Origin of the sequence: Salipiger sp. PrR003 (genome assembly GCF_010500785.1) — a bacterium.
GTDB classification, from domain to species: domain Bacteria; phylum Pseudomonadota; class Alphaproteobacteria; order Rhodobacterales; family Rhodobacteraceae; genus Salipiger; species Salipiger pacificus_A.
Genome location: NZ_JAAGOV010000026.1, coordinates 107,872 through 130,290 on the forward strand (window position 1 = coordinate 107,872; position 22,419 = coordinate 130,290).

The window sequence follows — 22,419 nt, forward strand, 5'->3', positions numbered from 1 at the left end:
CCAAGAATGATTCTATCTAATCCTGAATTTCTTCGTACCCTCGCAACCAATGATTGCGCTCACGCCAGACCCGATCCCAGGTGAGCCGCCCGGGATGATCCGGCCGCCCCGACACAAGGGCCTGCAACCTGTAGAAGAAAAACCGCACCGCGGACCAAAGCCACAGAAGGAAAAGACCTATGGGCACGCTCCAGGGCGCCCAATGCTCGCGGATGAGTGTAGCACGGGCCTGCCCGACAAGGAGGATCTTCTCGGCGCGCACGTTGGTCGAGGCGCCGACAAGGTGCATGATCGTCGCCTCGGGGGTCACCATGGGCGTGTAGCCAAGCGCCCGCGCGCGGTGGCACAGATCCGCCTCTTCGCCGTACATGAAGTACTTCAGATCGAAGCCGCCCAGCCTGTCCCAAAGCGCCTTGGGGATCATCAGGAAGCAGCCGACGACGACATCCACCCGGCGCTCGCTGTCACGCTTCCAGTTGCCGATCGCCTCGGCGTTGAAAAAGCCGCTGCCCGGAAAAATCTTGTCGAGATAGAGCGCGCGGCACAGCTGACTGTGGATCGAGATCCGATTGCAGCAGGAGCCCGGGTTGAGCGAGCCGTCGGGAAAGACCGTCCGGCCACCGTAGATCCCGCCCTGCGGATTGCGGCGCGCGAAGGCCAGCAGGTTCGCCACCGCGTTGGCGTAGGTCTCGGTGTCGGGGTTGAGCAGCAGCAGCATCTCGGCATGGGCCAGCTGGCTCGCCAGGTTGTTGGCCTTGGCAAAGCCAAGGTTCTCGAGCGAGGCAACGGTCTGGATCTGGGGAAATCTCTCGCGGATCGCCTCGGCCGAGCCATCCTGCGAGGCGTTGTCGTAGACGATCACCTCGGCCAGCACGTCGCCGCCCGCCGCGAGCAGGGTCTCGATCGCCTTCAGCGTCAGCGCGCGGGTGTTGTAACTCACGATGAGGATCGACACCTCGGGAGGACCGAGGCGCGCCGCGTCACCGGCGGACCACAGGCGCAGCGGCCTCGGCGGCGCCGCGCTGCGCGCCGCCTGCGGGCATGGCACCTGCGCGGGGGGCTCCGCCGTCCGGGCTGCAGGGAGGTGTGACATGGGCATTCCAATCGCAAGCATGGGAGTCAGGCTGACCGGGAGGGAGACGGCATTCCGGACAGCGCGGGGAGGCGGGAGCTTCGGGAAAAGGTCACGGGCAGCCTACGCTTTGGCCCGTTGTGCGGCGCGGGGCCGGTCCCGAGCATCCACGACCCGCTGCCCAACAGAAAGATCACGAGGACATAGGCTTCGCGCCAGACGTGCACCGTCCAGAGCGCGAGGAAGAGGGCCGCAAGGGTGACCACATAACCCTCGCGGTAGGCGCGCACGCGCGGGTCGGTGATCTTGCGCGTCGCGAGGGTCAGGGGCAGCCACAGAAAGCCGATGAGCATCAAGAGCCCCGCGGGAATGCCGTGCCGCAGCGCGACCAGCATCCAGAACATGTCGATGCTGTCGGACATGCCCGGCAGGTTCACCCAATCCCCGAGGCCGATGCCGAACAGGGGCGCGGCGCGGATGTTCGCGAGCGCGAAGCCGAAGATCCGGACCCGGTTGAAGGCCGTGTCCGGGTTGAAGGCGATCGTGCCGATGACAAGGTCGAGGAAGTAACCGGTCGACAGCTCAAAGACCACGAGTCCGCCTGCGACAAGCGCCAGCAGCATCCAGCGTTCGCGGAGGGGCTTGGTGATGGCGCTCCAGACCAGCAGCGCGACCTGCAGCACCATCGCGATGAGCGCCCCGGACGACAGCGACAGAAAGGCGACGCCCCCCACCAGGCCGGCCCGCGCGCAGCGCAGAACGGCGGGCTGGCCGTCGCCCAGCACCCGGTAGGTCAGGGCGACGAACGCCCCGATGCAGATGCCGAAATGGATCGGGTGATCGAGCGTCGCCTGCACCCGCTCGAGCCCCAACCGGCGCAGCGGCGGCACCTCGGGCTGCGAGGGCAGGATCGCGTTGGTCAGATGCAGCAGCAGGTTGTAGCCGGTCACCGTCTCGAGCAAGGCAAAAGGCGTCAGGAAGAGCACGATGCCGAACATCACGCGGACCATTGCGGCAAAGCTCGCGGCATCGCGGATCATGCAGCGCCCGAGGAAATAGGCCCCCAGCGTCTCGATCGTATTGATGCCGCCGAACTCGATGGCCTCGGCCAGCCCGTGGCGCAGGGTCATGCCCAGGAAGACCCAGACGCAGAAGGCGACCATCGCCACGTCGGAGACCAGAAGCCGCCCCGCGCCGCCGCGCAGCACCCGGAGCGTCAGGGGCAGCAGCAGCACCAGCAGCAGGCCGCGCGAGGCCGAGAGCTTCAGTGGCCCGAGGCTGATCTGGAAGGCGATGAAGAGCGACAGCAGGAACAGGCTCACCGACAGCGGCAGCACCCGCGGCACGGCGGCGGCGCCCAGCCTTGTGGCGCGGCGTCTTGGCCCGCCCTTGAGCGCCTCAACCGACATCGGAGCGCATGTCCCGGTTCAGTGGCAGCAGCTTGACCTTCGAGCCCGCGTTGACGCGCGCGCCCTCCGGTGCTGCGCCCTCCTTGGCCGACTCCCCCGGGCGCGCCGGGGTGAACCCGTAGTCGAGCGGGCCGCGCCCGTAGAGTTCGGACAGGAACTGCGGCGGGCAGTCGTTGACGAAGGCTCCTATGAGATTGTCCCCGCCCCGATCAAGCAGCGCCACTGCGGATTTCGTCCGCGCCAGCCCGGCATGGCCGTGGCGCACCACCAGCACGGTGCCATCGAGCTGCGGCGCCAGCGCCTCGGCATCCGCGGTCATGCACACCGGCGGCATGTCGCAGACGATCAGCTCGAATGTCTCTCGCAGCCGGGCCAGCAGTTGCGTCATGTGCAGCGAGGCCAGCAGCTCGGTCGGGTGTTTCGAGGCCTCGACGCTCGGCAGGATGTAGAGCGGCAGCGCGCCCTCGCCCGGTTCCTCCACGACATAGCCGTCCGGGCCGCGCCCCGAGGCCAGCAGCTCCGCAAGCCCGTTCTGCCGAGGCCCGGCGGTGCCGCGCGACTGGGGGTGCCGCAGGTCCGCCTCGACGAGGACGGTGCGCAATCCGCTGCGCGCGGCTGCCCGTGCGACCTCCCGTGCGACCAGCGTCTTGCCCTCTTGCGCCGCCCCCGAGGTGAAGCCGATCGCCACCGGCCCCTTGCGCAGGTCGGGCATCGCCAGCGACAGCAACCGGCGGATCGACTCGTCGAAAAGCGGCCGGTTCCTGCCACGGTCCGGTGCCGCCGCCAGCACGTGCAGCCCGAGCTCCTCGAAGTGCCGCGGATACCGCAGCTTCTTGTTCAAGAGCTCGCGCAGGGCGAAGACGAGCGAGGCGGCGATGAAGGTGGCGGCGGTCGCGGCAAGCGCGAACCGGCCCGGTCCAGCGGCGGCGGGATCGCTCGGCACGGTGGCCCTGCTGACCACGCGGATCGGGTGCGACTGGATGTTCTGCAGTTGCTGCACCTCGTTGCGGCGCTTGAGCAAGTCGCGGTAGAGCCCCACGTCCGCGTCATGGGTCATCTGCCGCAGCGCGACGGCATCGCTGCTGAGGTCGGTCTGCGCGGACTGGATCCGCGTCCGGATGCTCTGCAACTGCGCATCGAGCCAGGCGACCATCTCGGCGCTCGCCGCGTTGACCCGGCCATTGTACTCGAGCAGGAAGGCCTCGGGCAGGTGGTTGGCGATCCGCGTCGCGGCCTGCGGATCGGGCGAGGTGACGGTGATCGAGATGAGCTGTGTGAGCTCGTTGGTGTTGGTCTCGATCACGGCCGCGAGCTGCTGGATCACCTCGAGCGGCGTGTCCGCCGCCGTGCCGCCGGGCGGCATGGCGGGCAGCGCCTCGTCCTCGCCCGAAATGAGAGCGGCGGGCACTATCGCCGTGATCCGGTCCTTGAGCGTTTCCTTGATGAGCACCCGCTTCGAGCGCAGCGCCTCGGGCTGCTGCACCAGATCAAGATCGTTCACCACCCGCGTCAGCACCGGCACCGACTGGATGATCGCCGCCTCCTTCACGATCGGTGCCACCTCGTTGACCCAGGTCACCTTGGTGTCATCCGCCAGCGCCGCGAAGGCGGACTCCGAGGTCAGAAGCCGCTCTTCACGTTCGTCGAACCAGACGATCGACGTGGCGCTGTAGAGCGGCGGCATCGGCAGCAGCGCGAGGTAGGTGATCGCGCCCATGACCAGCCCGGCGAGCAGGCTTGGCAGGATCTTCCGCTTCACCGCCTGCAGGACATCCAGCACCGAGAGCGTCAGGCCGGTGTCGAGTGTTCCACGGTCGGTCATCGCTGCCTCCAGTCCCGCTGCGACGGGATTTTGCCGGACATCTCCCTCTCCTTCGGCGCGGTGCGTGGGGGCTGGGAAGGACGGTTCATGACTTCAGGCCCAGTTCGCGGATCAGCATGCCGGAGAACTGCCGCAGGTTCTGCCGCCACCCGGCCTGCCGCGCGTTCCGGGCGAGAAAGAACCCGTCATACCTCGGCGCCCATCTCAGCAGAGCGCGCATCGCCATCAGCCGGGCCAACAGGAAGCGCCGCTTGCGCACCTGCCCGGGCTGCATCGGCTCGAGCTCGCGGATGTCGAAGGGCTGCGTGCGGACCGCGCCCCGCGCCTCGGCCTCCTGCAGGCAGCGCGCGCCGATTTCTGTGCGGGCGATGACGAGGCTGGTCCCCTCGCCCTCCTCAAAGCTGGGATAGCCCTCGGCGTCGGTGTGCCAGGCATCGGCGCAGACGAGATCGGCAAAGCTGCCGATCCCGTCCGGGCAGAGCTTGCACCGCTTCTGCACGTGCCGCGACAGGATCCCGCCCCAACTGTCGCGGTAGCTCATCCGCGCGGTGCTCCCATCTCGCAGTGTCGCCGTGGCAAAGCCGGGCCAGCCGTCGCCACGGTAGCGGAAAGCGGCAAGCTGCCCTGGATCGACCCCCATCTTCCCGAGCACCTCGCGCGCGCCCGCGGCGCTGGGAATGCCGGCGCAGAAGAACGACAGCGTGATCACAACCTGCTGGTCGATCCGCGGATCGAGCCGGGCCATCTGGCGCAGCGTCGCCACGTCACAGGGCTTGCCGACAAAGGCGATCCGGCGGCCGCTCTCCAGCGCCCGGCCCAGTTCAAGCAGCGGCGCCGAAGGCGCGTAGCGCGAGCCCGCCGCGGCGAAGATCTCGTCGCGGTGGGTGCTGAGCACCCCGCGCGTGCCCGTCGGCTCCGCAACCGAGGCGGCGGTCTGCACCACCACATCGACCGCGCCGCTCTGCAACAGATGCACCAGCAGCCCCGACAGCACGCCGCCCGATGAACCGTTGTGGCGCAGCGCCGGGTCCGTCGCATGCCCAGAGCGGAGCGCGACATGCGGGCCCCAGAGCACGTGCTCCTCGCGCCCGCCTGCCGCGAGCGCCAGGTGCCGCCCGGGGCAGACCTGCCGGATGGCGCGCTCCTGCCGGGGCGAGAGCGCGGCCTGCTGCACCGGACGCAGGTAGCCCGGCGGTGTCATCGCCATCCGCACGGCGCCCGGCGCCAGCAGGGCACAGCCGCCGCATCCGGCGCAGGTGTCCGCCGCCAACACCTGATCGAGTGTCGCTGAGCGGTTTGGTACAGGGTTCGGAGCCAGGGCGTTCATTGCCTCTCCCCAGAGCCCAAGCGCCGGTCCTCTCGGGCCGCACGCCGGGCTTGATGCCACTTCAGTCTTCCGGGACCTCGGCAGAGGCCGGGGCGCCCGGGGGTCGAACTTCGTGTCGGAACTCGGGAACCAGAGTGAACTTCGGCAAGCACACGCGCCGCGCAGAGCCCGGCGTCACAGGGCGCACCGCCCGCGCGTCCCTTGCCCGGCTACTGGCCGGGGACCGGGGCCGCGCTGAGCCGCACTTCGACGAGATCGCCGGGAAGAAGCGCCATGTCCTCTTCGCCGCCAAGCTCGAATACCTCTTCCCCCGCCCCAGCGCCGCGGCGGAGGGTGATGCGGACCACGCCTTCCTCGAGCGCGTCGGCGTAGTCGGCGCTCAACAGCAAGAGCTGCTGGCGGGCGGCGGTCAGCCGGGCGCGGGTGGTCTCGCGGTCGACCAGCGCATCGCTCAGCAATTCCAGCGAGTCGCGTCGGGCCTCGTCCTCGAAATCTCCGAGGTCGAAGTTGATCCGGGCGAGATCCTTCTCGGCGGCGGCCAGATCGCTGGCTGTGTCCAGCCGCCGGGTCGCCGAGGCCAGCAACGCCCGACGGGTTTCGGTGACCCGGTCGACCTCGACAAGCCCGCGCGCGCGCAGGGTGCGGATGCGCTCGTATTCCTGCTGGTCGGCGTCTTCTCCCTCGAGCTCGGCGCCGAGTTGCTGGCGCAGGACGTCGATCTGATGGGTGACCGCCCTGCGCGCCTCCAGCAAATAGCTCCGCCTGCTCTGCGTTCCCGCGACGCCGGCCACGAGCCGCTGGGTCTCGACCTCCTCGACGGTCTCGGTGCCGGAGGTGGCCGTGATCGCCGCATCGGTGCCGGGGTCGAGCTCGGCCTGATAGCGGCGCACGCGCACGTCGAGTGCCGCCAGCTCGGCACCGAAGGCGTCGATGTTGCCCTGCACCTGGGCGATCTGCGCCATCGGGTCGCGCACGTAGCCCAGATCCTGACCGATCCCGCCCGAGAGCGTCAGCGCCCGCCGCACCGTCAGCCCCGGGGTGAAGGCAAAGGCGCCCGGCGCCTTCACCTCGCCCGACACGTAGACCGGGCGGAATTCGGTGACCGACAGGCTGACCTCGCTCGGAGAGATCGGGAACAGCGTCTCGCGCCCATCGAGGGTGCGCTGGCGGAAGGCGACCTCCCCGAAGCGCCGGGCCACATCCTCCTCGGCGGCGCCGACCGTCTGGCCGCCCAGGCTGACCCGCCCGATCAGCGGTAGCGAGAGGGTGCCATCCGCGCCGATCCTCAGGTCGCGGTCGAGATTGGGCAGCCCGGCGACGCGGATGTCGACGCGGTCACCCGGTTGCAGCACGTAGCCCTCGGCCTGCGCGGGGAGCGGCGCGAGCAGGACCGCAAGCAGCGGCCCGATCAACGACCAGAGCGAGAGGCGGGCGGTCAGGGGCATTGGGCGACGCCCTCCCGCGCTGGTCCCGACTTGCATGGCGGCTCGGTCAGCGCGAGCGCGTGCCCCGGCGCGCCTGTGCCGCCGGTGGGCGGAGACATCCCCCCGGCCTCGATCGCCGCGATGACCCGCGCATAGCGAAAGAGCATGGCACCCTCCTCGGTCATCACCGCGCCCCGCTCCCGGTCGCGGCGCGTCAGAGTGTTGCCGCGCAGCTGCCAGCCGAGCGCCGCGCCCTCGGTCAGCGAGACGTAGCCCTGTACCGTGGCATAGTCCCGCGACAGATCCGGCAGCACGTTGCCGCTGACCTTCACCTCCGACGAACGGCGGGCTATCGACAGGATCGGTGTCGCGATCTTGCCCGTTCCCGCGCCCGGTTCCTGCAGAAGCAGGTTGCCGGTCACCGCAAGCCCGGTCGTCTCGCCCACCACCAGCGCATTGATATGGGCGGTGAGGATCACGTTGCCCTCGATCACCATGTCCTGGAAGAAGAACTCTTCCGACGCCTCGTCCGCCTCCGCCTTTAGATTGCGCATGAAGAGGCCCTGCGCCCTCTCGTCCTGCGCCACCGCGCGCTGCACGAGCAGGTTGGCCCGGATGACCACGTCGCGGGTCGCCGCGTCGGAGTTGGTCGTCCAGAATTGCATGAGGTCAGGATGATCGCCCCTGTGCTCTGCCTCGGCGTGGCGCCACGGGTGCAGGTCGCGAACGGTGTTGCGCTCGATGCGGGCATGCTCGAGCTGGCCGAAGGTCATCCCGTCCGAGCGGACATCGTGCACCAGATTGGCCGAGACCTCGAGCCCCGCCACCCTCTCGAAGGAAAACCCGCGGTAGACGCCCGTGACCTCATTGCCGGTCACCGTGATGTCCCTGGCGTTCTGAACGCGGATCCCGATGCCGGCATAGCTGCCCGCCACGAGCCCCTGCTGCCGTGCAACCGCCACCGCGTCGCGCGGATCGGCGCCGACCCGGTCCGAGACAGGCGCGCCGGCGAAGCGACAGCCCCGCACCGTGATGCGCCGGGCGGGGGTACCGCCAGAGCCGCGCACCTCGAGCATGGCCAGCAGTTTTCCCTCGCCCGCCCCGGGGTCGTGGCGGAAGTCGAGCTGTTCGAGCACCACGTTGCGCGCGCCGTGCAGCGCGATCCGCTCGAAGCGCGCCCGGTCGGCGGGGTCGGCGGAACTCAGCGTCACCGGGCGGTCAAAGGCGCCCGCCGCCCCACGCAGCGCAAGCGTACCGTAGTCGCCGGGCGCCAGCGCGATCACCTCGCCGCCGCGCGCCCGCGCCAGGACGCCGCGCAGCTCCTGCGGCCCCGCCACCCTGAGCACAGTCTGGCGGGCAACCGATCCCGGCGGCTCCGCCCCTTGGGACAGGGTTTGCGCGCCGACGGGCTTCGCCGCAAGCGCAGCGGCAGCCAGCAGCACGGCAACCGCACCCCAAACGCGCCATCCGCGCAGGGCGGACGGGCGGGGCCGGGGCTGTGTGCTGCCGCGAGTCGGCCCGGCGGGGATCGGCACGCCAACGTGCCGGCCAGCAACCATGAGCCATTCTCCTTTGTCGCGATGCCGAAATTCCTGACACGGTGCTAAAAGTCACTGTGCGCGGCCGAGGCTGGCGCGAAAAAACGAAATCAGAATAGCACGAACCGCGCCGATCCTAGGAAAACTTGGCCTATGCGCGCGCCTTCGCCCGCCCAACGGCGGAGAATTGCTTCTTGATCGAGCAACCAGAAGGAGAGGGGAGCCCGCGCGGGGCCGTCGATGCCCTCTTGCGAGGGCATCGCGCCTGCCGCGCCTACATCATCCCCGGCAGCCAGAGCGACAGCTGCGGGATCGCCACGAGCAGACCCAGCGTCACCAGCATCGCCAGCCAGAAGGGGATCACCCCCCAGAAGATATCGATCAGCGGCACGTTCTTGGCCACGGATTTGACGATGAAGACATTGATCCCCACCGGCGGCGAGATCAGCCCCATCTCGAGCGTCAGGACCACCAACACCCCGAACCAGATCGGGTCGATCCCCAGCGACAACACCACTGGCATGAAGATCGGCAGGGTCAGCACCAGCATGGCCAGCCCCTCGAGGAAGCAGCCCAGAACGAGGTAGATCGCGAGGATCAGCACCAGCGTGCCATAGGCCCCGAGATCGAAGGAGACGAGCATCCGGCTCACCTCGGCGGGCAGGTGGCTGAGCGCGATGAACGGGTTGATCAGATGCGCCGCGATCAGGATCAGCATGACCGAGGCGGTGGTGACCACGCTGCTCTGCGCCGCCTGCCAGAAGCTGCGCAGATCGAGCGTACCGCTCAGCGCGCCGATGCCGATGACCAGCGCCGCGCCGACGCCCGCCGCCTCGGTGGGCGAGAAGATGCCGGTGTAGATACCGCCGATGGTCAGCAGGATCACCACAAGGATCGGGATCGCGCCAAGGAAGGCGCGGCGTTTCTCGGCAAGGGTGGTGGACGGCCCCTTGGGCCCCAGCGAGGGCTTCAGAGTGCAGAGCAGCAGGACGGTCAGCAGGAAGAGCGTCAGCAGCAGGATGCCGGGCAGGATCCCGGCCATGAACAGCCGCCCGATGCTCTGCTCGGTCAGGATCGCGTAGATCACGAAGCCGGTCGAGGGCGGGATCAGGATGCCCAGCGTGCCCCCCGCGGCGACCACGCCGGTCGACAGGCGCGGGTCGTAGTTGAAACGGTCCATCTCGGCCAGCGCGGTGCGGCCCATGGTCAGCGCCGAGGCGACCGACGAGCCCGAGAGCGCGGCAAATCCGCCGCAGCCGATCACCGTCGCCGCCGCCAGCCCGCCGCGCACCTGCCCGATGGTGGCATAGGCGGCCTCGTAGAGCCGCCGGCTCATCCCCGTCACGCTCGCGACGTTGCCCATCAGGATGAACAGCGGCACCACGATCAGCTCGGAGTTGGAGGCCAGCGCGAAGGTCTCGGACGACAGCAGGCCGGTGGCCGCCTGCAGACCGTTGAGCAGCCAGATCCCGGCAAAGCCGACGGTGAACATGGCAAAGGCCACCGGGATGCGCAGCAACAGCAGCACGAGAAGCAGCACGAAGCCGGTGGTGCCGACGAATACGGGGCTCATGGTGTCTCCTGTCCCGAAGCGGGCGCGGGGCGGATCCCCAGCGCCGCGCAGGCCGCGCGCATGACCAGCGCCAGCGCGGCCACCAGCGACAGCGCGCAGAGCGCGTACTGAAACCACGCCGTCGGCAGGCGCAGCAGGTTGGTCGAGAGGTTCAGCATCTGGCTCAGCTGCGCGCTCTTGAAGACCGTGTAGGCGATGAGCACGAAGATCACCGCCCCGAGCAGCCCCGCGGCCACGTCGATCGCCCGGTTCAGCCGCGGCGAAAGATGCGGCTCGAAGATGTCGACGACGATGTGCCCGTCGTCGCGGGCGCAGAGCGCCATGCCGCCAAAGACGATGATCACCATGGTCATGATGACCAGATCCTGCGCGCCGTAGAGCGGCATGCCGAAGTTGCGGCCGATCACGTCGACCACGATCACCCCGACAACGAAGAGCAGCCCCAGCGTGCCGAGGAACGCGGACAGGCTGATCAGCCCGTCCGCGGTCTTTTGCAGCATGGCGCGCATCACTCGCCCCGCATCGCGGCCAGCGCCGCCGCGCCGCCGACCTCGGCGACATAGGCGTCGGTCACCTGTGCCAGCGCGTCGTCGAAGGCCTTGCTCTGCGCCGCGTCGAGATCGTTGACGGTGATCTCGCTCGAGGCCCGCGCGGCGTCGAGCGCCTCGGCCGCGGTGGCCACCCAGGCCTCTTCGGTCTGCTTCGAGATCGCCTCGCCCTTGACCGCGTCGAGCGCGGCCTTGGCCTCGGCAGAGAGCCCGTCGTAGACCGGCTTGTTCATCACCGTGTAGAAGGTCAGCCGTCCGAGGTTCGGCCCGGTGGTGACGTTCGAGACCACTTCGCTGAGCTTGAAGTCCGACAGCACCGAGGCGCCGCTGACCAGACCGTCGATCAGCCCGGTCTGCAGGCCGTTGTAGACCTGCGTCATCGGCAGCTGCACCGGGGTCGCGCCAAGCGCTTCCATGGCTTCGGCGGCGATCGAGCCGGCGACGCGGATCTTCAGACCCTTGAGATCGCCGGGGCTGGTGACCGCCTTGTCCCGCATCATCAGGATGTTCGGCTCGGCGCCCCAGAGGGCGATCGCCTCGGTCATCGGGAACTCGGATTTGAGCTCACCCTCGTAGGCGCGCCAGAGCGCGGCATAGCCGGGCTCGTCCAGCGGCAGCGCGCCGGGCAGTTCGAGGATCAGCGTCTTGGGGAATTGCGACGAGGTGTAACCCGGCAGCCCCCAGCCCATGTCCGCCGTGCCCTGCACGATGCGCACATATTGATCCGCGGGGCCCGCGCCAAGCTCGCCGCCGTGGAAGGCGCGCAGCGTCACCGCCCCCGAGGTGCCCTCGTCGACCGCCTTGGCCAGCGGCTCGATCTGCGCGTCGGTGATGGTGTGGAACGGCGGCGCCCAGTTGGCGTATTTCAGCTCCTGCGCGCCGACGGTGGTTGCCAGGGTGACGGCAAAAGCCGCCCCAAGGGTGACAGACGTGATCTTCATGGTTCTCCTCCCGTTTGAACCTTTGTCTTCCCGGCGCCTGCCGCGTTTGGCAGGGCGCCTCTTGCCGCCGATCCGGCGGCGGAGCGCGACCGCCGCCCTCAGGCGGCGATGACCTCTTCCAGCGCCGAAAGGTCCGCCGCCGCACCCGAGGCCAGCAGCCGCCGTGCCTTCATGTGCACCCGGGCGTTGTTGACGGTCTCGACCGCGGCCAGGCCGCGGTCGTCGAACCGGGCAACAACCCCCTCGGTGACGACCTCCTCTGTCGCTCCCGGACCAGCGTAGCCGGCAATCTGCAATTTCTGGTCGCCCTGATCGGACCAGAACCAGGGCAGCGCGGCATAGTCCGCGGTCTCTCCCTTGGCGATCCGCGCGGCGATCAGCCGGGCGTGATCGGTGGCGGCCTGCACGCTCTCGAGCCGCAGCGGCGCCCCGGTGCGCGGGTCGGGGAAGCAGGCGCAGTCCCCGAGCGCGAAAATCGCCGGGTCCGACGTGCGCAGCCCCGCATCCACCGTCACGCCGTTGGCAGTGGCGAGCCCCGCCGCCTCGGCCAGCTCGCTGTTGGGGCACACCCCGGCGGCCAGCAGCACGACCTCCGCCGCCACATGCGATCCATCGGCCAATGTCACCCCTGCGGCATCCACGGCCACGGCGGGCTGCCCGAGGTGCAAGGCCACGCCCTGCGCCCGGTGCCAGCGCGCAAAATGCTCCGACATAGCCGGCGAGACGGCGCGGGCCATCAGCCGCGGCGCGGCCTCGATCACGCTGATCTCGTGGCCGAGCTTGCGCGCGACTGCGGCAAACTCGAGCCCGATGAAACCGCCGCCGATGACCGCGATGCGCTGCGGGGCGGCCAGCACCATGCGCAGCGTCGCCGCATCCTCCAGCGTGCGCAGGTCAAGCGCGCGCTCCAGCCCCGCGATCGGCGGCCGCAGGTTGCGCGTGCCGGTGGCGAGGATGAGCTGCTCATAAGGCAGACGCTGGGTGCCGCCCGGTCCGCTCAGCAGAACCTCGCGGGCCGCGCGGTCGATCTCCTCGGCGCGGGTCTGTGGCAGGTAGCGCACCTCTTTCGAGGTGAAGAAGCTCTCGGGCCGCAGCGCCAGCGCCTCGGCATTGCCCTCGAGCAAATAGGCCTTGGATAGCGGCGGGCGCTGGTAGGGCAGCCCCGGCTCGGCCCCGACCAGCGTCACCGGCCCGGCATAGCCGCTCTGGCGCAGGCTGATCGCGGCCTGCAGACCGCCCTGCCCGGCCCCGAGGATCAGGACCCCCGGCTGGCTCAAAGCTGTTCCTCGGGCAGGTGCACCACCAGCCCGTCCAGCGACGGCTGCAGCTTGATCTGGCACGACAGGCGCGAGCGCTCGGTCACCTCGGCCGCGGCGCCCTCGAGCATATCCTCCTCGTCCGCCGAACGCTCCCCGGTACGCTCTGCCCAGGCGTCGTCGACGTAGCAGTGGCAGGTCGCGCACATCATCGAGCCGCCGCATTCACCGACGATCCCGTCGAGATCGTTCTGCACCGCCGCCTGCATGACGCTGGTGCCCTCCTCGGCCTCGATGGTGGTCGCGCTTCCGTCCTGGGCGACGTAGGTCACCTTGATCATCTGTTTCTCCTCCTTGATTTGCGCCCTGCCGGGCTCAGTTCAGCACGACCGGCAGGTTGATCGGTCCGCGGAAGCCGAAGCCCTTCCAGACCACCGCCTCCGGGTCCGGCAGCGTCATGTTCGGGAAGCGGTCGAACAGCATGGGCAGGATGATCTTGCCCACCGTCCGCCGCGCCACATGCGCGCCGGCGCAATGGTGCGGGCCGTTGCCGAATGCCTGATGCGGGTTCTTGTCACGGAAGACGAAGAAATTCTCGCCGTCCTCGTAGATCTCCTCGTCGCGGTTGGCCGAGGCCTGGACGGTCATCACCGTGTCGCCCTTGAGGATGTCGTAGCCGCCAAGCTCGGTGTCCTCGAGCGCCCGGCGCGAGCTGACCTGGATCGGCGCGACCCAGCGGATGCCTTCCTCGAAGGCCTTGTCCCAGGCGTCCTGCGCACGCACCTCGGCGAGCTGCTCCGGGTTGGTCAGCAGCCCGTAGACGATCGTCGCCAGCGCGTCGCGCGGCTCGTTGATGCCGCCGCCGATGGCGATCTTGATGTTGGAATAGATCTGGCTCATCGGGATCGGATCGTCGGCGTTGAGCATGACCGAGAAGGCCGAGCCGTCGGGCTCGGCGCGGCGTTTGGGCTCGAGCGCGGCAAAGAGCGCGTCCATCTCGTCGTTGGCGGCATCCGAGGCGGCAAAGAGCTCGGGCTTCCAGCCGAAGTTGCCGGCGCCGTCGATCAGAACCTGAGACCAGCGCTGCATCTGCTCGTCATTCGCCTCGGGGATGCCGAGGATATGCGCGAGGATGCGCGCCGCCAGCGGCCCGCAGAGTTCCGAAAAGAGATCCACCGTCTCGCCACGCGGCAAGCGCCCAACATAATCCTCGGCCATCTGCTCGTAGAGCGGGCCCCAGTCGGTCTTGATCATCTTCGGGGTCAGCGACTTGGAAATCGCCTTGCGTTCGACGAAGTGATCCTGCCCGTCCTTGCGCATCAGCGTGTGCGCGCGGAAGGCCGGCTTCATCGGCGTGTGCGGATCGTCGCTGCTGAACAGCTCGGGGTTTTCCTTCACGGCCTTGGTCAGCGCCGCCTTGGTCAGCAGGGTGCGGCCGGTCGCCGCGACCCGCAGCACGGGGCTTTCGGCCCGCAGCCTGCGGTAGATCGGATAGGGATCCGAACTCAATTGATCGAGCGTAATCGCTTCGTCGAGCGGTGCTAGCGCCATGAACTCCTCCCAAAGCTCTCCTCCGGCAGCTGAATAGAAGACGGGGGCTTGCCGAGCAATGCGATGGAATGATTAACTCCCATCAAATTCTTTGATGCCTATTCCCCGACCCCAGGAGAGCCCATGCCGTCCGCCCCGCCAAACCCGGCAAGCATCGATTTCGCAGCCCTGAACCTGCTGCGCGTGGTGCATGAGCTCGGATCCTTCACCGCTGCCGCCGAGAAGCTGAACGTCAATCAATCCGCTGTGAGCTACACCATCGCCAAGCTGCGCGCCTGTTTCCAGGACCCGCTCTTCGTGCGCGAGGGCGGCCAGCAGGTGGCCACTGAGCGCTGCGAGGATATCCTCGCGCGATCGCTGCAGATGCTCGGGATGCTCGACGAAATGCTGCAGCCCGACGCCTTTGAACCGGCACAGGCGCAGCAGAACGTGACCATCGCCTGCAACTACTACGAGCGCGTGCTGCTGATCCCCGGCATCATAAGCGCAATCCGGCGGCAGGCGCCGGGGATGACGGTGAAGGTGATCAGCTCGCTGGGAGACGGGCACCTGCGGCTGCTGCGGCGCGAGGCGGACGTGCTGATCGGCCCCTTCGCCCGCGCCGAGTCGGGCTTCCATTCGCGCCGCCTCTATTCCGAGGAATACGCCTGCCTGATGGATGCCGCGCATCCGAGCGCCGAGGCGAAGCTCGACGCCGCCAGCTACCTGTCGCTGAACCACGTGCTGATCGACTACGGCGCGGGCTGGCAGTCAGCCTACCTGCGTGAGCTGGAGGCCGCGGGGCACAGGCTCCTGCCGACCATCACCGCGCCCAGCCCCGCCGGACTTGGCACGCTGATCTCGGGCTCGGACCTCGTGGCCACCATCCCGCGCCGGCTCGGCGAGCGGAATTTCGAGGAGCTCAAGGTGACCGACTGCCCCTTCCCGGGAGCCTTCGACGTCTCGCTGGTCTGGGCCGCGCATACCAATGCCTCGGCGATGCACCGCTGGCTGCGCGATCTCATCTGGACCGCCTGTCGCGGCTGAGGGCAGCACCGGGCGTCAGGCCGCGTCGGCGCTCCAGACGGTCCAGCCCTCGCGGGTTCCGCGCCCGAAAAGCTCGAGGAACGGGCCCCAGCTGCAGCGCTCGATGAGCCCGTATTGCGCGTCGGGCTTCTGCGCCAGGGCCGGATCGCCCCCCGCGTCGGGCTGGAGGAAGTTCACCGTGCTGCGCGCGGGCGCCAGGGTCCGCACGTTCTTGCCCCGGATGCCGAAGAGCAGAAGCGCGGTGGCGTCGGTGAAAATCTCCGGCCCCTCCTCGCCCTGAATGTCCGAGGACTTCTGCCAGACGATGTTGCTGGTGTACTTGAACCCCCAGGACCGCAGCAGGCTCATCCCCTCGGGCAGCCGCGCGTTGGGCACCCACAGATAGCAATGCGCGCGGTCGTCCATGTGCTCGGCCACCGGCAGCGCGCAGAGCTCCTCGAAGGCGCCCCCGCCAAGGCTCTCAGCCGGGCGATCCCGGAACGGATCGGCAAGGACGCATCCGAATTTCTGCCCTTCGAGGAAGGCGTTCAACTGGGTCGCGGGGCGCGCAGAGTCATCCATCGGTCATGTCCTTGTTTCGCAGCCCCGGTATCTTGGGATTGGCCCGGAAAGTCGACCCTTGATCCACCGCGACACCGCGTCCGGCGGGCACCGGCTGTCGGACTGCTGCAAGGAGGCTGCACCTGCGGCGCACGCGGTGCCGCGCAGGATGACGGGCGCCTGCCCCTGCGCAGCCTCGCCGACCCGATGGACGTATCGGGAGCCCCGGTGGCCGGGGCCCGGGGCCCAACGGTCACGCCGACCGGCGCCCGACGATCTCGAAGCCAAGGTCGATGACCGAGGCGCCGCCGTCCGCCCCCTGAAGCCGTGCCAGCATGGCCTGCGCGGCGGCCCGGCCAAAGGCCGCCATGTCGACGCGCACCGTGGTGATGCCCGGCTCGACCGTGGCGGCAAACTCCTGGTCGCCGAAGCCGATCACCGCGATCTGCCCCGGCACATCGAGCCCCTGTGCCTGCGCCTCGATCAGAACGCCGTGGGCGAGCAGATCCGACGAGCAGTGCACCACGCCGCCGGAGAAGCCCTGCTCGAGCAGTCCGCGCAGCCCGGCGCGTCCATTGGCCAGCGAGGCCTGCGCCTCGAAGAGCATCTTCGAGACCGGCGCGCCGCCTCTGCGCTCCCATTCGCGCGCGAAAGCCTCGCTGCGCCGCCGAGCGCGCTCGTCGCCCGCCGAGACCACGCCCGCCTGCGAATACCCCTTGCGGCGAGCGTATTCGGCGGCGGCCCGTCCGGTCTCGGCGTGGTTGAACCCAACGCAGAAATCGATCGGGCTGTCGGTGATGTCCCAGACCTCGGCCACCGGGATCTCGGCCCCGAGCAGCATCCGCCGGGCCTGCGCGCTGTGGTGGATGCCGGTCAGGAACATCGCGTCGGGCCGCCGCGACAGATGCGCGGCGATGAGCTTTTCTTCGTCCTCGGGGCCAAACCCCGTCTCGGACAGCAGGATCTGGTAGCCCGCTTCGCGCATCTCCTCGGAGAAGGCCTTGACCATCGAGGAATAGACGATGTTGGTGATCGAGGGCACCAGCGCCGAGATCAGCATCGACTTGCTGGAGGCCAGCGCCCCGGCCAGCGCGTTGGGCACGAAGCCGGTCTGGGCGATGGCTTCCTGGATCTTGGCCATGGTCGCGGGGGAGACCTTCGAGGGATCCGACAGCGCGCGCGACACCGTCACCTGGCTGACACCAGCCAGCCGTCCCACCGTCTCCATGGTGACGCCGCGGCCCTGGCCCTTGCGGGCGGCCCGCGGCTTTTTCGCTTGATCTTCGTTCATCGCGCGCATCTTCGGTCCAGCCGCTGGCGGGCGCAAGCCTCAGACGGGCTCTTCCGCGATCTGACGGTTCTTTTTCGCCATCAGCACGGCCCCGGCCACCGAGCCGATGATCAGCACCCACAGCAGCACCGCGATCCAGCTCTTGGTGAAGAAGATGGTGACATCGCCGAAGCTCTCGAGGCTCTTGACGAAATAGATCTCTGCCGAGGGCCCGAGGATGAAGCCGATGATGAAGGGCGCCACCTCGAGCCGCAGCTTGGTGAAAAGCCAGCCCAGCACCCCGAAGATCAGCAGCGTCCAGACGTCGAACATGATGCCGTAGTTGATCGTGTAAGCCCCGATCACGCACATCATCAGGATCACCGGGAACAGGATATGCTTGGGGATGGTCACCACCAGCGCGAAGTAGCGTATGGCGAAGTACATCATCGCGAACATGGCTAGATTGGCGATCAGCATGGCGATGATCATCGCGTCCCATGTGCCGGGGTTGTTGCCGATGAACAGCGGGCCGACCTGGATGCCCTGCAGGGTGAAGGCACCGATCAGCAGCGCCGTGGTGGAATCCCCCGGAATGCCCAGCGACAGCAGCGGCACCAGCGCGCCGCCGGTCAGACCGTTGTTGCCCGCCTCCGAGGCGATGATGCCGCCGGGCTCGCCCTTGCCGAAGCGCTCGGGAGTCTTCGAGAAGGTCTTGGCGTTGGTGTAGCTGATGATCGAGGCGGCCGACCCGCCGACGCCGGGCAAGATGCCGACGAAGGTGCCGATCAGCGACGAGCGCAGGAGGTTGATGCCCTGCCCCCGGAACACGCCAAAGGAAAAGCGCGCGTGTCTGCCGACGTTGATGTCCTTCGAAGAATGGCCTTTCGGCACGCCGATCTCGGCCTGTTCGAGGATCGCGGCAAGACCGAAGAGCCCGATCAGCACCGGCAGGAGGGAAAAGCCGCTCTCGAGCCAGTATTCGGTGCCCGGCGGCACGAGGCGCAGGTTGCCGTTGCCACCGTCCGAAATGTCGTAGGTGCCGATCAGCGCCACGAAGATCCCCAGCACCCCCGAGAAAATGCCAAGCAGCATGTCCGACGAGAGCGCCGCCATGACCGTGAGCGCGAAGAAGATGATCAGGAACTTCTCGACGTAGGAGAACTTGATGGCAAAATCCGCCAGCGTCGGCGCGAAGAGGTCGAGCACCAGCAGCGACACCAGCCCCCCGACCAGCGATGCGACGATGCCGATGCGCAGCGCCTTCTCTCCCTCGCCCTTCTGCGCCATGGGATAGCCGTCAAAGGTGGTGGTGATCGAGCTTGGCGTGCCGGGGATGCCCAGCAGGATGGCGGGCACCAGCCCGCCCGAAATGCCCCCGACGTAGAGCCCGAGCAGCAGCGCCAGCCCGTTCTCGAGGCCCAGCGAATAGGTCAGCGGCAGGCAGACGGCGACGGCCATGGTCGCGGTCATGCCGGGGATCGCGCCGAAGATGATGCCGACCAGCGTGCCGCCGACGATCAGCGACACGAAAAGAGGCGTGAGGATCTCGAACATGGCGGCTCCCTCAGGGCAGGGTCAGGAAGAGCGGATAGGTGAAGAGCCACCACACGAAGGTGGGCCCGACCAGCGCGACGATGAGCAGCGGCAGCACCTTGCGCGGCCCACGCTCGTGCATGAACAGCAGGCCGGTCGCCAGCAGATAGGGGATCGAGCACAGCAAGAAGCCCAGGCCGGTGTTGGGCCAGATGTCGCCCACCGGGACCATCAGCGAGAAGTAGAGCAGCGTCAGCGCCAGCGCGCCGAGGAACCGCGGCTTGTCCATGGCCCCCCAGGTGCGGCGCCAGGTGCCGCCCGCCGCCGCGATGCGCGCACGGTCGCGGATCACGATCGCCAGCCCGAGCAGCCCCAGAAGGAGGGCGATGAGCGTGGGGAAAATCAGGTGCGACGTGTCGAAGTCGATGGTCACACGGGTCAGGTCGCCCATTGGGTCCTCCCTATGGGTGGCAGGCTGCAGTGCGCCCGGCCGGACACCCCCGGCCGGGCGGTGAGATCCGCGGCGGTCAGGAGCCGGAGGAGATCTCGTCGATCACCTGCCTGTAGGTATCCCGCTTCTGGGTCAGGTGTTCGCGCGCTGCCTCGGAGGGCAGGAAGTCGGGAATGAAGAAAGCTTCCTTCTGCCGCTCCTGGATCTTGCCCTCGTCGTAGAGCTCGGTCAGCGCCGTATCGATCGCGGCGATGATCTCGGGATCCATGTCCTTGTTGTAGAGCAGGAAGAATTCCTTGTCGAAAGTAAAGTCCTCGCTGCCGTCGAGGGTCACGCTGGTCTCGGGGCTGGCATAGCCCAGCATGTCGGCGCGCGTCGTGTCTCCCATGCCGGCCTCGGGCGCCTGCTCCAGCGTCTCGGGGCGGGCGGTGATCCAGACGAAACGCATGGCCTTCTCGTCCGAGGGGTCAAGCTGGGTGAACTGCTCGTTGGCCTGGATCGAGCCGTTGATCACATCCGCCAGATCATCCCACATCGCCTGGTTCTTGTCGGACTGCGAGCCGGTGTTGACCGCGACGATATTCGCCTCGGACCCCGGCGCGCGCACCCGCGCGGCGTTCTTCATCGCGGTGAAGCCGATCTCGGAGACGCCGCCCGGCTGGATGGCGACGCGCACGCGCGTGCCCGACTCGGCGGCGGCAAAGATGTCCTCCATCGTCTGGTAGGGGCTGTCGGCCGGCACCAGATAGGCGTTGCCCGGGTTGATCGCCACGGTCGGGCCGACGGTGTAGTCGGCGAAGGGGTCGGCATAGCCGGTAACCCCGTAGAGGTTGCCGAGGAAGCTCTGGTCGTGGAACATCATGATCGTGGTGCCGCGCTTGTCGCGGGCCAGCGCCTTGAAGCCCTCCGAAGCGCCCACGGCATCGACCTTGATGTTGATCCCCAGCTTCTCCGCGAGCGCCTCGGCGACGATCGCGGAGTTCTGGTAAGTGTCGCGCCCGGTCGAGGTCGAGCCGATCACCATGCGCATGTTCCGCGGCAGGTTCTGCGCCTCGGCAGCCAGCGGCGCTGCGACCATGGCCGCGGCGGACACCGCGGCAAGAAGGGTTCTGCGGGTAAATGTCATCGTTTCCTCCCGATGGGCCGTCTTGCGGCCGGCTGTCTCGTGGCCGAGCGGTCTCCTGTCTCGCGCCCGGCCTGAATGGCCATACGCCATGTAAGCGCATACATAGCTGAAGACCACATCTGCAACATACCTGTCAAGGATTTCCAGCTTGCACGCAATTATCGAGCAAATGCCCTCCAATCGCTTGACGCTCGATTGTGTATACGCATACACCAACACCAAGATACCGCGATGAGACGGAGGTGAATCATGTCGCAAAAGCACCGCAAGACGCCCGAACAGCTGCGGTCCGCGCGCTGGTTCGCCCCGGATGACCTGCGCAGCTTCGGCCACCGCTCGCGGATGATGCAGCTCGGCTATTCCGAAGGCGAGTTCCGCGACAAGCCGATCATCGGCATCCTCAACACCTGGTCCGAGCTGAACTCCTGCCACAGCCACTTCCCCGAGCGGGTCAAGGACGTGAAGCGCGGTGTGCTGCAGGCGGGCGGCTTCCCCGTCGAGATGCCCGCGCTCTCGGTCGACGAGAGCTTCAACAAGCCGACCTCGATGCTCTACCGCAACATGCTGGCGATGGAGACCGAGGAACAGATCCGCGCCCACCCGCTCGACGGGGTGGTGCTGATGGGCGGCTGCGACAAGACCACGCCGGGGCTCATCATGGGCGCCATCTCGGCGGGGGTGCCCTTTCTCTTCCTGCCCGCGGGCCCGATGCTGCGCGGCAATTACGCGGGCAAAATCCTGGGCAGCGGCTCGGATGCCTGGAAGTACTGGGACGAGCGCCGCGCCGGCAATATCACCGACGAGGACTGGCTCGGCCTGCAGGGCGGCATCGCGCGCTCGGCGGGCACCTGCATGACCATGGGCACCGCCTCGACGATGACCGCGATCACCGACGCCATGGGGCTCAGCCTGACCGGCGCCTCTTCGATTCCCGCCTCGGATTCCGGTCACCAGCGCATGGGCGCCGACTGCGGTCGCCGCATCGTCGAGATGGTCTGGGAGGACATGACCCCCGAGCAGATCATCACCCCCGCCGCGGTGCAGAATGCCGCCAAGGTCGCCATGGCCACCGGCTGCTCGACCAATGCCGTCGTCCATCTCATCGCCATGGCGCGCCGCGCGGGCGTCGATCTGACGCTCGACCATCTCGACGCGCTCGGCCGGGTCACCCCGCTGATCGCCAACGTCCGCCCCTCGGGCAAGGATTACCTGATGGAGGATTTCTACTACGCCGGGGGGCTGCGTGCGCTGATGAAGCAGATGCAGGAGATGCTCGACCTCTCCTGCCTCACCGTCACCGGGCGCACACTCGGCGACGAAATCGCCACCGCCGAGGTCTACAATGACGACGTGATCCGCCCGCTCACGAACCCGGTCTACCACGAGGGCTCGCTGGCGCTGCTGCGCGGCAACCTCTGCCCCGACGGCGCGGTGATCAAGCCCGCCGCCTGCGATCCCAAGTTCCACGTGCACGAAGGCCCGGCGCTGGTCTTCGACAGCTACCCCGAGATGAAGGCGGCGGTCGACGACGAGACGCTCGACGTGACGCCCGACCACGTCATGGTGCTGCGCAACGCCGGCCCGCAGGGCGGCCCGGGCTTTCCCGAATGGGGCATGCTGCCGATCCCCAAGGCGCTGATCAAGCAGGGCCACCGCGACATGCTGCGCATCTCCGACGCCCGCATGTCCGGCACCTCCTACGGCGCCTGCGTGCTGCATGTCGCGCCCGAGAGCTTCGTCGGCGGTCCGCTGGCGCTGCTCAAGACCGGCGACATCGTGCGGCTCGACCTGCCGAACCGCAGCCTCGACATGCTGGTGGACGAGGAAGAGATCGCCCGCCGCAGGGCCGCATGGACGCCGCCGGAGCCGCGCTTCGAACGGGGCTGGGGCTACATGTTCTCGCGCCACGTCACCCAGGCCGACAAGGGCTGCGACTTCGACTACCTCGAGCGCGACTTCGGCCGCGCCGCCGGCGAGCCCGACATATTCTGAGCCCGACAGTTTCCGAG

Annotated in this window: 19 protein-coding genes; 2 read left to right on the forward strand and 17 right to left on the reverse strand. The window is 68.3% G+C overall.

Annotated features, from left to right (window positions below; translation table 11 throughout):
- Positions 1 to 16: 16 nt before the first annotated feature.
- The 12 genes from G0D83_RS04245 to G0D83_RS04300 all read right to left on the reverse strand — a co-directional run bounded on the left by G0D83_RS04245 (position 17) and on the right by G0D83_RS04300 (position 14,461).
- A complete protein-coding gene (locus G0D83_RS04245; RefSeq protein ID WP_164189829.1) occupies positions 17 to 1,093 on the reverse strand; it encodes a glycosyltransferase family 2 protein in 1,077 nt (358 codons plus the stop codon).
- A gap of 26 nt (positions 1,094 to 1,119) precedes the next feature.
- Positions 1,120 to 2,481: an O-antigen ligase gene (locus G0D83_RS04250; protein WP_164189831.1), complete on the reverse strand. Its 1,362-nt coding sequence runs from the start codon at positions 2,479 to 2,481 to the stop codon at positions 1,120 to 1,122.
- Positions 2,471 to 4,303 (reverse strand): hypothetical protein, encoded by a 1,833-nt coding sequence (locus G0D83_RS04255; RefSeq protein WP_164189834.1) that lies wholly within the window; start codon positions 4,301 to 4,303, stop codon positions 2,471 to 2,473. Before G0D83_RS04255 ends, G0D83_RS04250 begins: the two co-directional genes overlap by 11 nt.
- An 85-nt stretch (positions 4,304 to 4,388) precedes the next feature.
- On the reverse strand, positions 4,389 to 5,630 hold the full coding sequence (locus G0D83_RS04260; RefSeq protein ID WP_164189836.1) for a Coenzyme F420 hydrogenase/dehydrogenase, beta subunit C-terminal domain: 1,242 nt from the start codon (positions 5,628 to 5,630) through the stop codon (positions 4,389 to 4,391).
- A gap of 209 nt (positions 5,631 to 5,839) precedes the next feature.
- Positions 5,840 to 7,075, reverse strand: a complete 1,236-nt coding sequence (locus tag G0D83_RS04265) for a polysaccharide biosynthesis/export family protein (RefSeq protein WP_164189838.1) — start codon at positions 7,073 to 7,075, stop codon at positions 5,840 to 5,842.
- Positions 7,066 to 8,613, reverse strand: a complete 1,548-nt coding sequence (locus G0D83_RS04270; protein WP_164189840.1) for a right-handed parallel beta-helix repeat-containing protein — start codon at positions 8,611 to 8,613, stop codon at positions 7,066 to 7,068. Before G0D83_RS04270 ends, G0D83_RS04265 begins: the two co-directional genes overlap by 10 nt.
- A gap of 253 nt (positions 8,614 to 8,866) precedes the next feature.
- Positions 8,867 to 10,165: a TRAP transporter large permease gene (locus tag G0D83_RS04275; RefSeq protein WP_164189842.1), complete on the reverse strand. Its 1,299-nt coding sequence runs from the start codon at positions 10,163 to 10,165 to the stop codon at positions 8,867 to 8,869.
- Positions 10,162 to 10,665, reverse strand: coding sequence for a TRAP transporter small permease (locus tag G0D83_RS04280; RefSeq protein WP_235939671.1), 504 nt, complete (start codon positions 10,663 to 10,665; stop codon positions 10,162 to 10,164). Before G0D83_RS04280 ends, G0D83_RS04275 begins: the two co-directional genes overlap by 4 nt.
- Positions 10,666 to 10,673: 8 nt before the next feature.
- Positions 10,674 to 11,654 carry a TRAP transporter substrate-binding protein gene (locus tag G0D83_RS04285; protein WP_164189847.1) on the reverse strand — a complete coding sequence of 327 codons (981 nt, stop codon included), beginning with the start codon at positions 11,652 to 11,654 and terminating at the stop codon, positions 10,674 to 10,676.
- A 98-nt stretch (positions 11,655 to 11,752) separates the two neighbouring features.
- On the reverse strand, positions 11,753 to 12,931 hold the full coding sequence (locus G0D83_RS04290; protein WP_164189849.1) for an NAD(P)/FAD-dependent oxidoreductase: 1,179 nt from the start codon (positions 12,929 to 12,931) through the stop codon (positions 11,753 to 11,755).
- Complete coding sequence (locus G0D83_RS04295; protein WP_108970434.1) at positions 12,928 to 13,251, reverse strand: 2Fe-2S iron-sulfur cluster-binding protein; 324 nt, start codon at positions 13,249 to 13,251, stop codon at positions 12,928 to 12,930. Before G0D83_RS04295 ends, G0D83_RS04290 begins: the two co-directional genes overlap by 4 nt.
- A gap of 34 nt (positions 13,252 to 13,285) precedes the next feature.
- Entirely contained in the window at positions 13,286 to 14,461 is a 1,176-nt protein-coding gene (locus tag G0D83_RS04300) for a cytochrome P450 (RefSeq protein WP_164189852.1), read from the reverse strand.
- A 123-nt stretch (positions 14,462 to 14,584) separates the two neighbouring features.
- On the opposite strand from G0D83_RS04300, the gene G0D83_RS04305 reads away from it, so the two are divergent.
- Entirely contained in the window at positions 14,585 to 15,487 is a 903-nt protein-coding gene (locus tag G0D83_RS04305) for a LysR family transcriptional regulator (RefSeq protein ID WP_164189854.1), read from the forward strand.
- A 15-nt stretch (positions 15,488 to 15,502) separates the two neighbouring features.
- Here G0D83_RS04305 and G0D83_RS04310 read toward each other — a convergent pair whose 3' ends face one another.
- From G0D83_RS04310 to G0D83_RS04330, 5 genes are all read right to left on the reverse strand, one after another.
- Positions 15,503 to 16,048, reverse strand: a complete 546-nt coding sequence (locus G0D83_RS04310) for an MT-A70 family methyltransferase (protein WP_164189856.1) — start codon at positions 16,046 to 16,048, stop codon at positions 15,503 to 15,505.
- 232 nt (positions 16,049 to 16,280) lie between these two features.
- Positions 16,281 to 17,318, reverse strand: a complete 1,038-nt coding sequence (locus G0D83_RS04315) for a LacI family DNA-binding transcriptional regulator (protein WP_235939674.1) — start codon at positions 17,316 to 17,318, stop codon at positions 16,281 to 16,283.
- Between the two features lie 39 nt (positions 17,319 to 17,357).
- The gene (locus G0D83_RS04320) at positions 17,358 to 18,854 is read right to left on the reverse strand and encodes a tripartite tricarboxylate transporter permease (protein WP_164189859.1); all 1,497 of its coding nucleotides are present in this window, start codon (positions 18,852 to 18,854) and stop codon (positions 17,358 to 17,360) included.
- Positions 18,855 to 18,864: 10 nt separating this feature from the next.
- Positions 18,865 to 19,284, reverse strand: coding sequence for a tripartite tricarboxylate transporter TctB family protein (locus G0D83_RS04325; RefSeq protein ID WP_108970439.1), 420 nt, complete (start codon positions 19,282 to 19,284; stop codon positions 18,865 to 18,867).
- Positions 19,285 to 19,360: 76 nt separating this feature from the next.
- Positions 19,361 to 20,410, reverse strand: a complete 1,050-nt coding sequence (locus G0D83_RS04330) for an ABC transporter substrate-binding protein (RefSeq protein WP_164189861.1) — start codon at positions 20,408 to 20,410, stop codon at positions 19,361 to 19,363.
- Positions 20,411 to 20,659: 249 nt separating this feature from the next.
- Between G0D83_RS04330 and araD the strand changes: the two genes are divergently transcribed.
- Positions 20,660 to 22,402, forward strand: a complete 1,743-nt coding sequence (araD, locus tag G0D83_RS04335) for an L-arabinonate dehydratase (protein WP_164189863.1) — start codon at positions 20,660 to 20,662, stop codon at positions 22,400 to 22,402.
- Positions 22,403 to 22,419 lie beyond the last annotated feature (17 nt).

Coding starts and splice junctions, on each gene's coding strand:
- G0D83_RS04245 (WP_164189829.1), bottom strand. CDS start 1,093: ATGTCACACCTCCCTGCAGCCCGGACGGCGGAGCCCCCCGCGCAGGTG.
- G0D83_RS04250 (WP_164189831.1), bottom strand. CDS start 2,481: ATGTCGGTTGAGGCGCTCAAGGGCGGGCCAAGACGCCGCGCCACAAGG.
- G0D83_RS04255 (WP_164189834.1), bottom strand. CDS start 4,303: ATGACCGACCGTGGAACACTCGACACCGGCCTGACGCTCTCGGTGCTG.
- G0D83_RS04260 (WP_164189836.1), bottom strand. CDS start 5,630: ATGAACGCCCTGGCTCCGAACCCTGTACCAAACCGCTCAGCGACACTC.
- G0D83_RS04265 (WP_164189838.1), bottom strand. CDS start 7,075: ATGCCCCTGACCGCCCGCCTCTCGCTCTGGTCGTTGATCGGGCCGCTG.
- G0D83_RS04270 (WP_164189840.1), bottom strand. CDS start 8,613: ATGGTTGCTGGCCGGCACGTTGGCGTGCCGATCCCCGCCGGGCCGACT.
- G0D83_RS04275 (WP_164189842.1), bottom strand. CDS start 10,165: ATGAGCCCCGTATTCGTCGGCACCACCGGCTTCGTGCTGCTTCTCGTG.
- G0D83_RS04280 (WP_235939671.1), bottom strand. CDS start 10,665: ATGCTGCAAAAGACCGCGGACGGGCTGATCAGCCTGTCCGCGTTCCTC.
- G0D83_RS04285 (WP_164189847.1), bottom strand. CDS start 11,654: ATGAAGATCACGTCTGTCACCCTTGGGGCGGCTTTTGCCGTCACCCTG.
- G0D83_RS04295 (WP_108970434.1), bottom strand. CDS start 13,251: ATGATCAAGGTGACCTACGTCGCCCAGGACGGAAGCGCGACCACCATC.
- G0D83_RS04300 (WP_164189852.1), bottom strand. CDS start 14,461: ATGGCGCTAGCACCGCTCGACGAAGCGATTACGCTCGATCAATTGAGT.
- G0D83_RS04305 (WP_164189854.1), top strand. CDS start 14,585: ATGCCGTCCGCCCCGCCAAACCCGGCAAGCATCGATTTCGCAGCCCTG.
- G0D83_RS04310 (WP_164189856.1), bottom strand. CDS start 16,048: ATGGATGACTCTGCGCGCCCCGCGACCCAGTTGAACGCCTTCCTCGAA.
- G0D83_RS04315 (WP_235939674.1), bottom strand. CDS start 17,318: ATGAACGAAGATCAAGCGAAAAAGCCGCGGGCCGCCCGCAAGGGCCAG.
- G0D83_RS04320 (WP_164189859.1), bottom strand. CDS start 18,854: ATGTTCGAGATCCTCACGCCTCTTTTCGTGTCGCTGATCGTCGGCGGC.
- G0D83_RS04325 (WP_108970439.1), bottom strand. CDS start 19,284: ATGGGCGACCTGACCCGTGTGACCATCGACTTCGACACGTCGCACCTG.
- G0D83_RS04330 (WP_164189861.1), bottom strand. CDS start 20,410: ATGACATTTACCCGCAGAACCCTTCTTGCCGCGGTGTCCGCCGCGGCC.
- araD (WP_164189863.1), top strand. CDS start 20,660: ATGTCGCAAAAGCACCGCAAGACGCCCGAACAGCTGCGGTCCGCGCGC.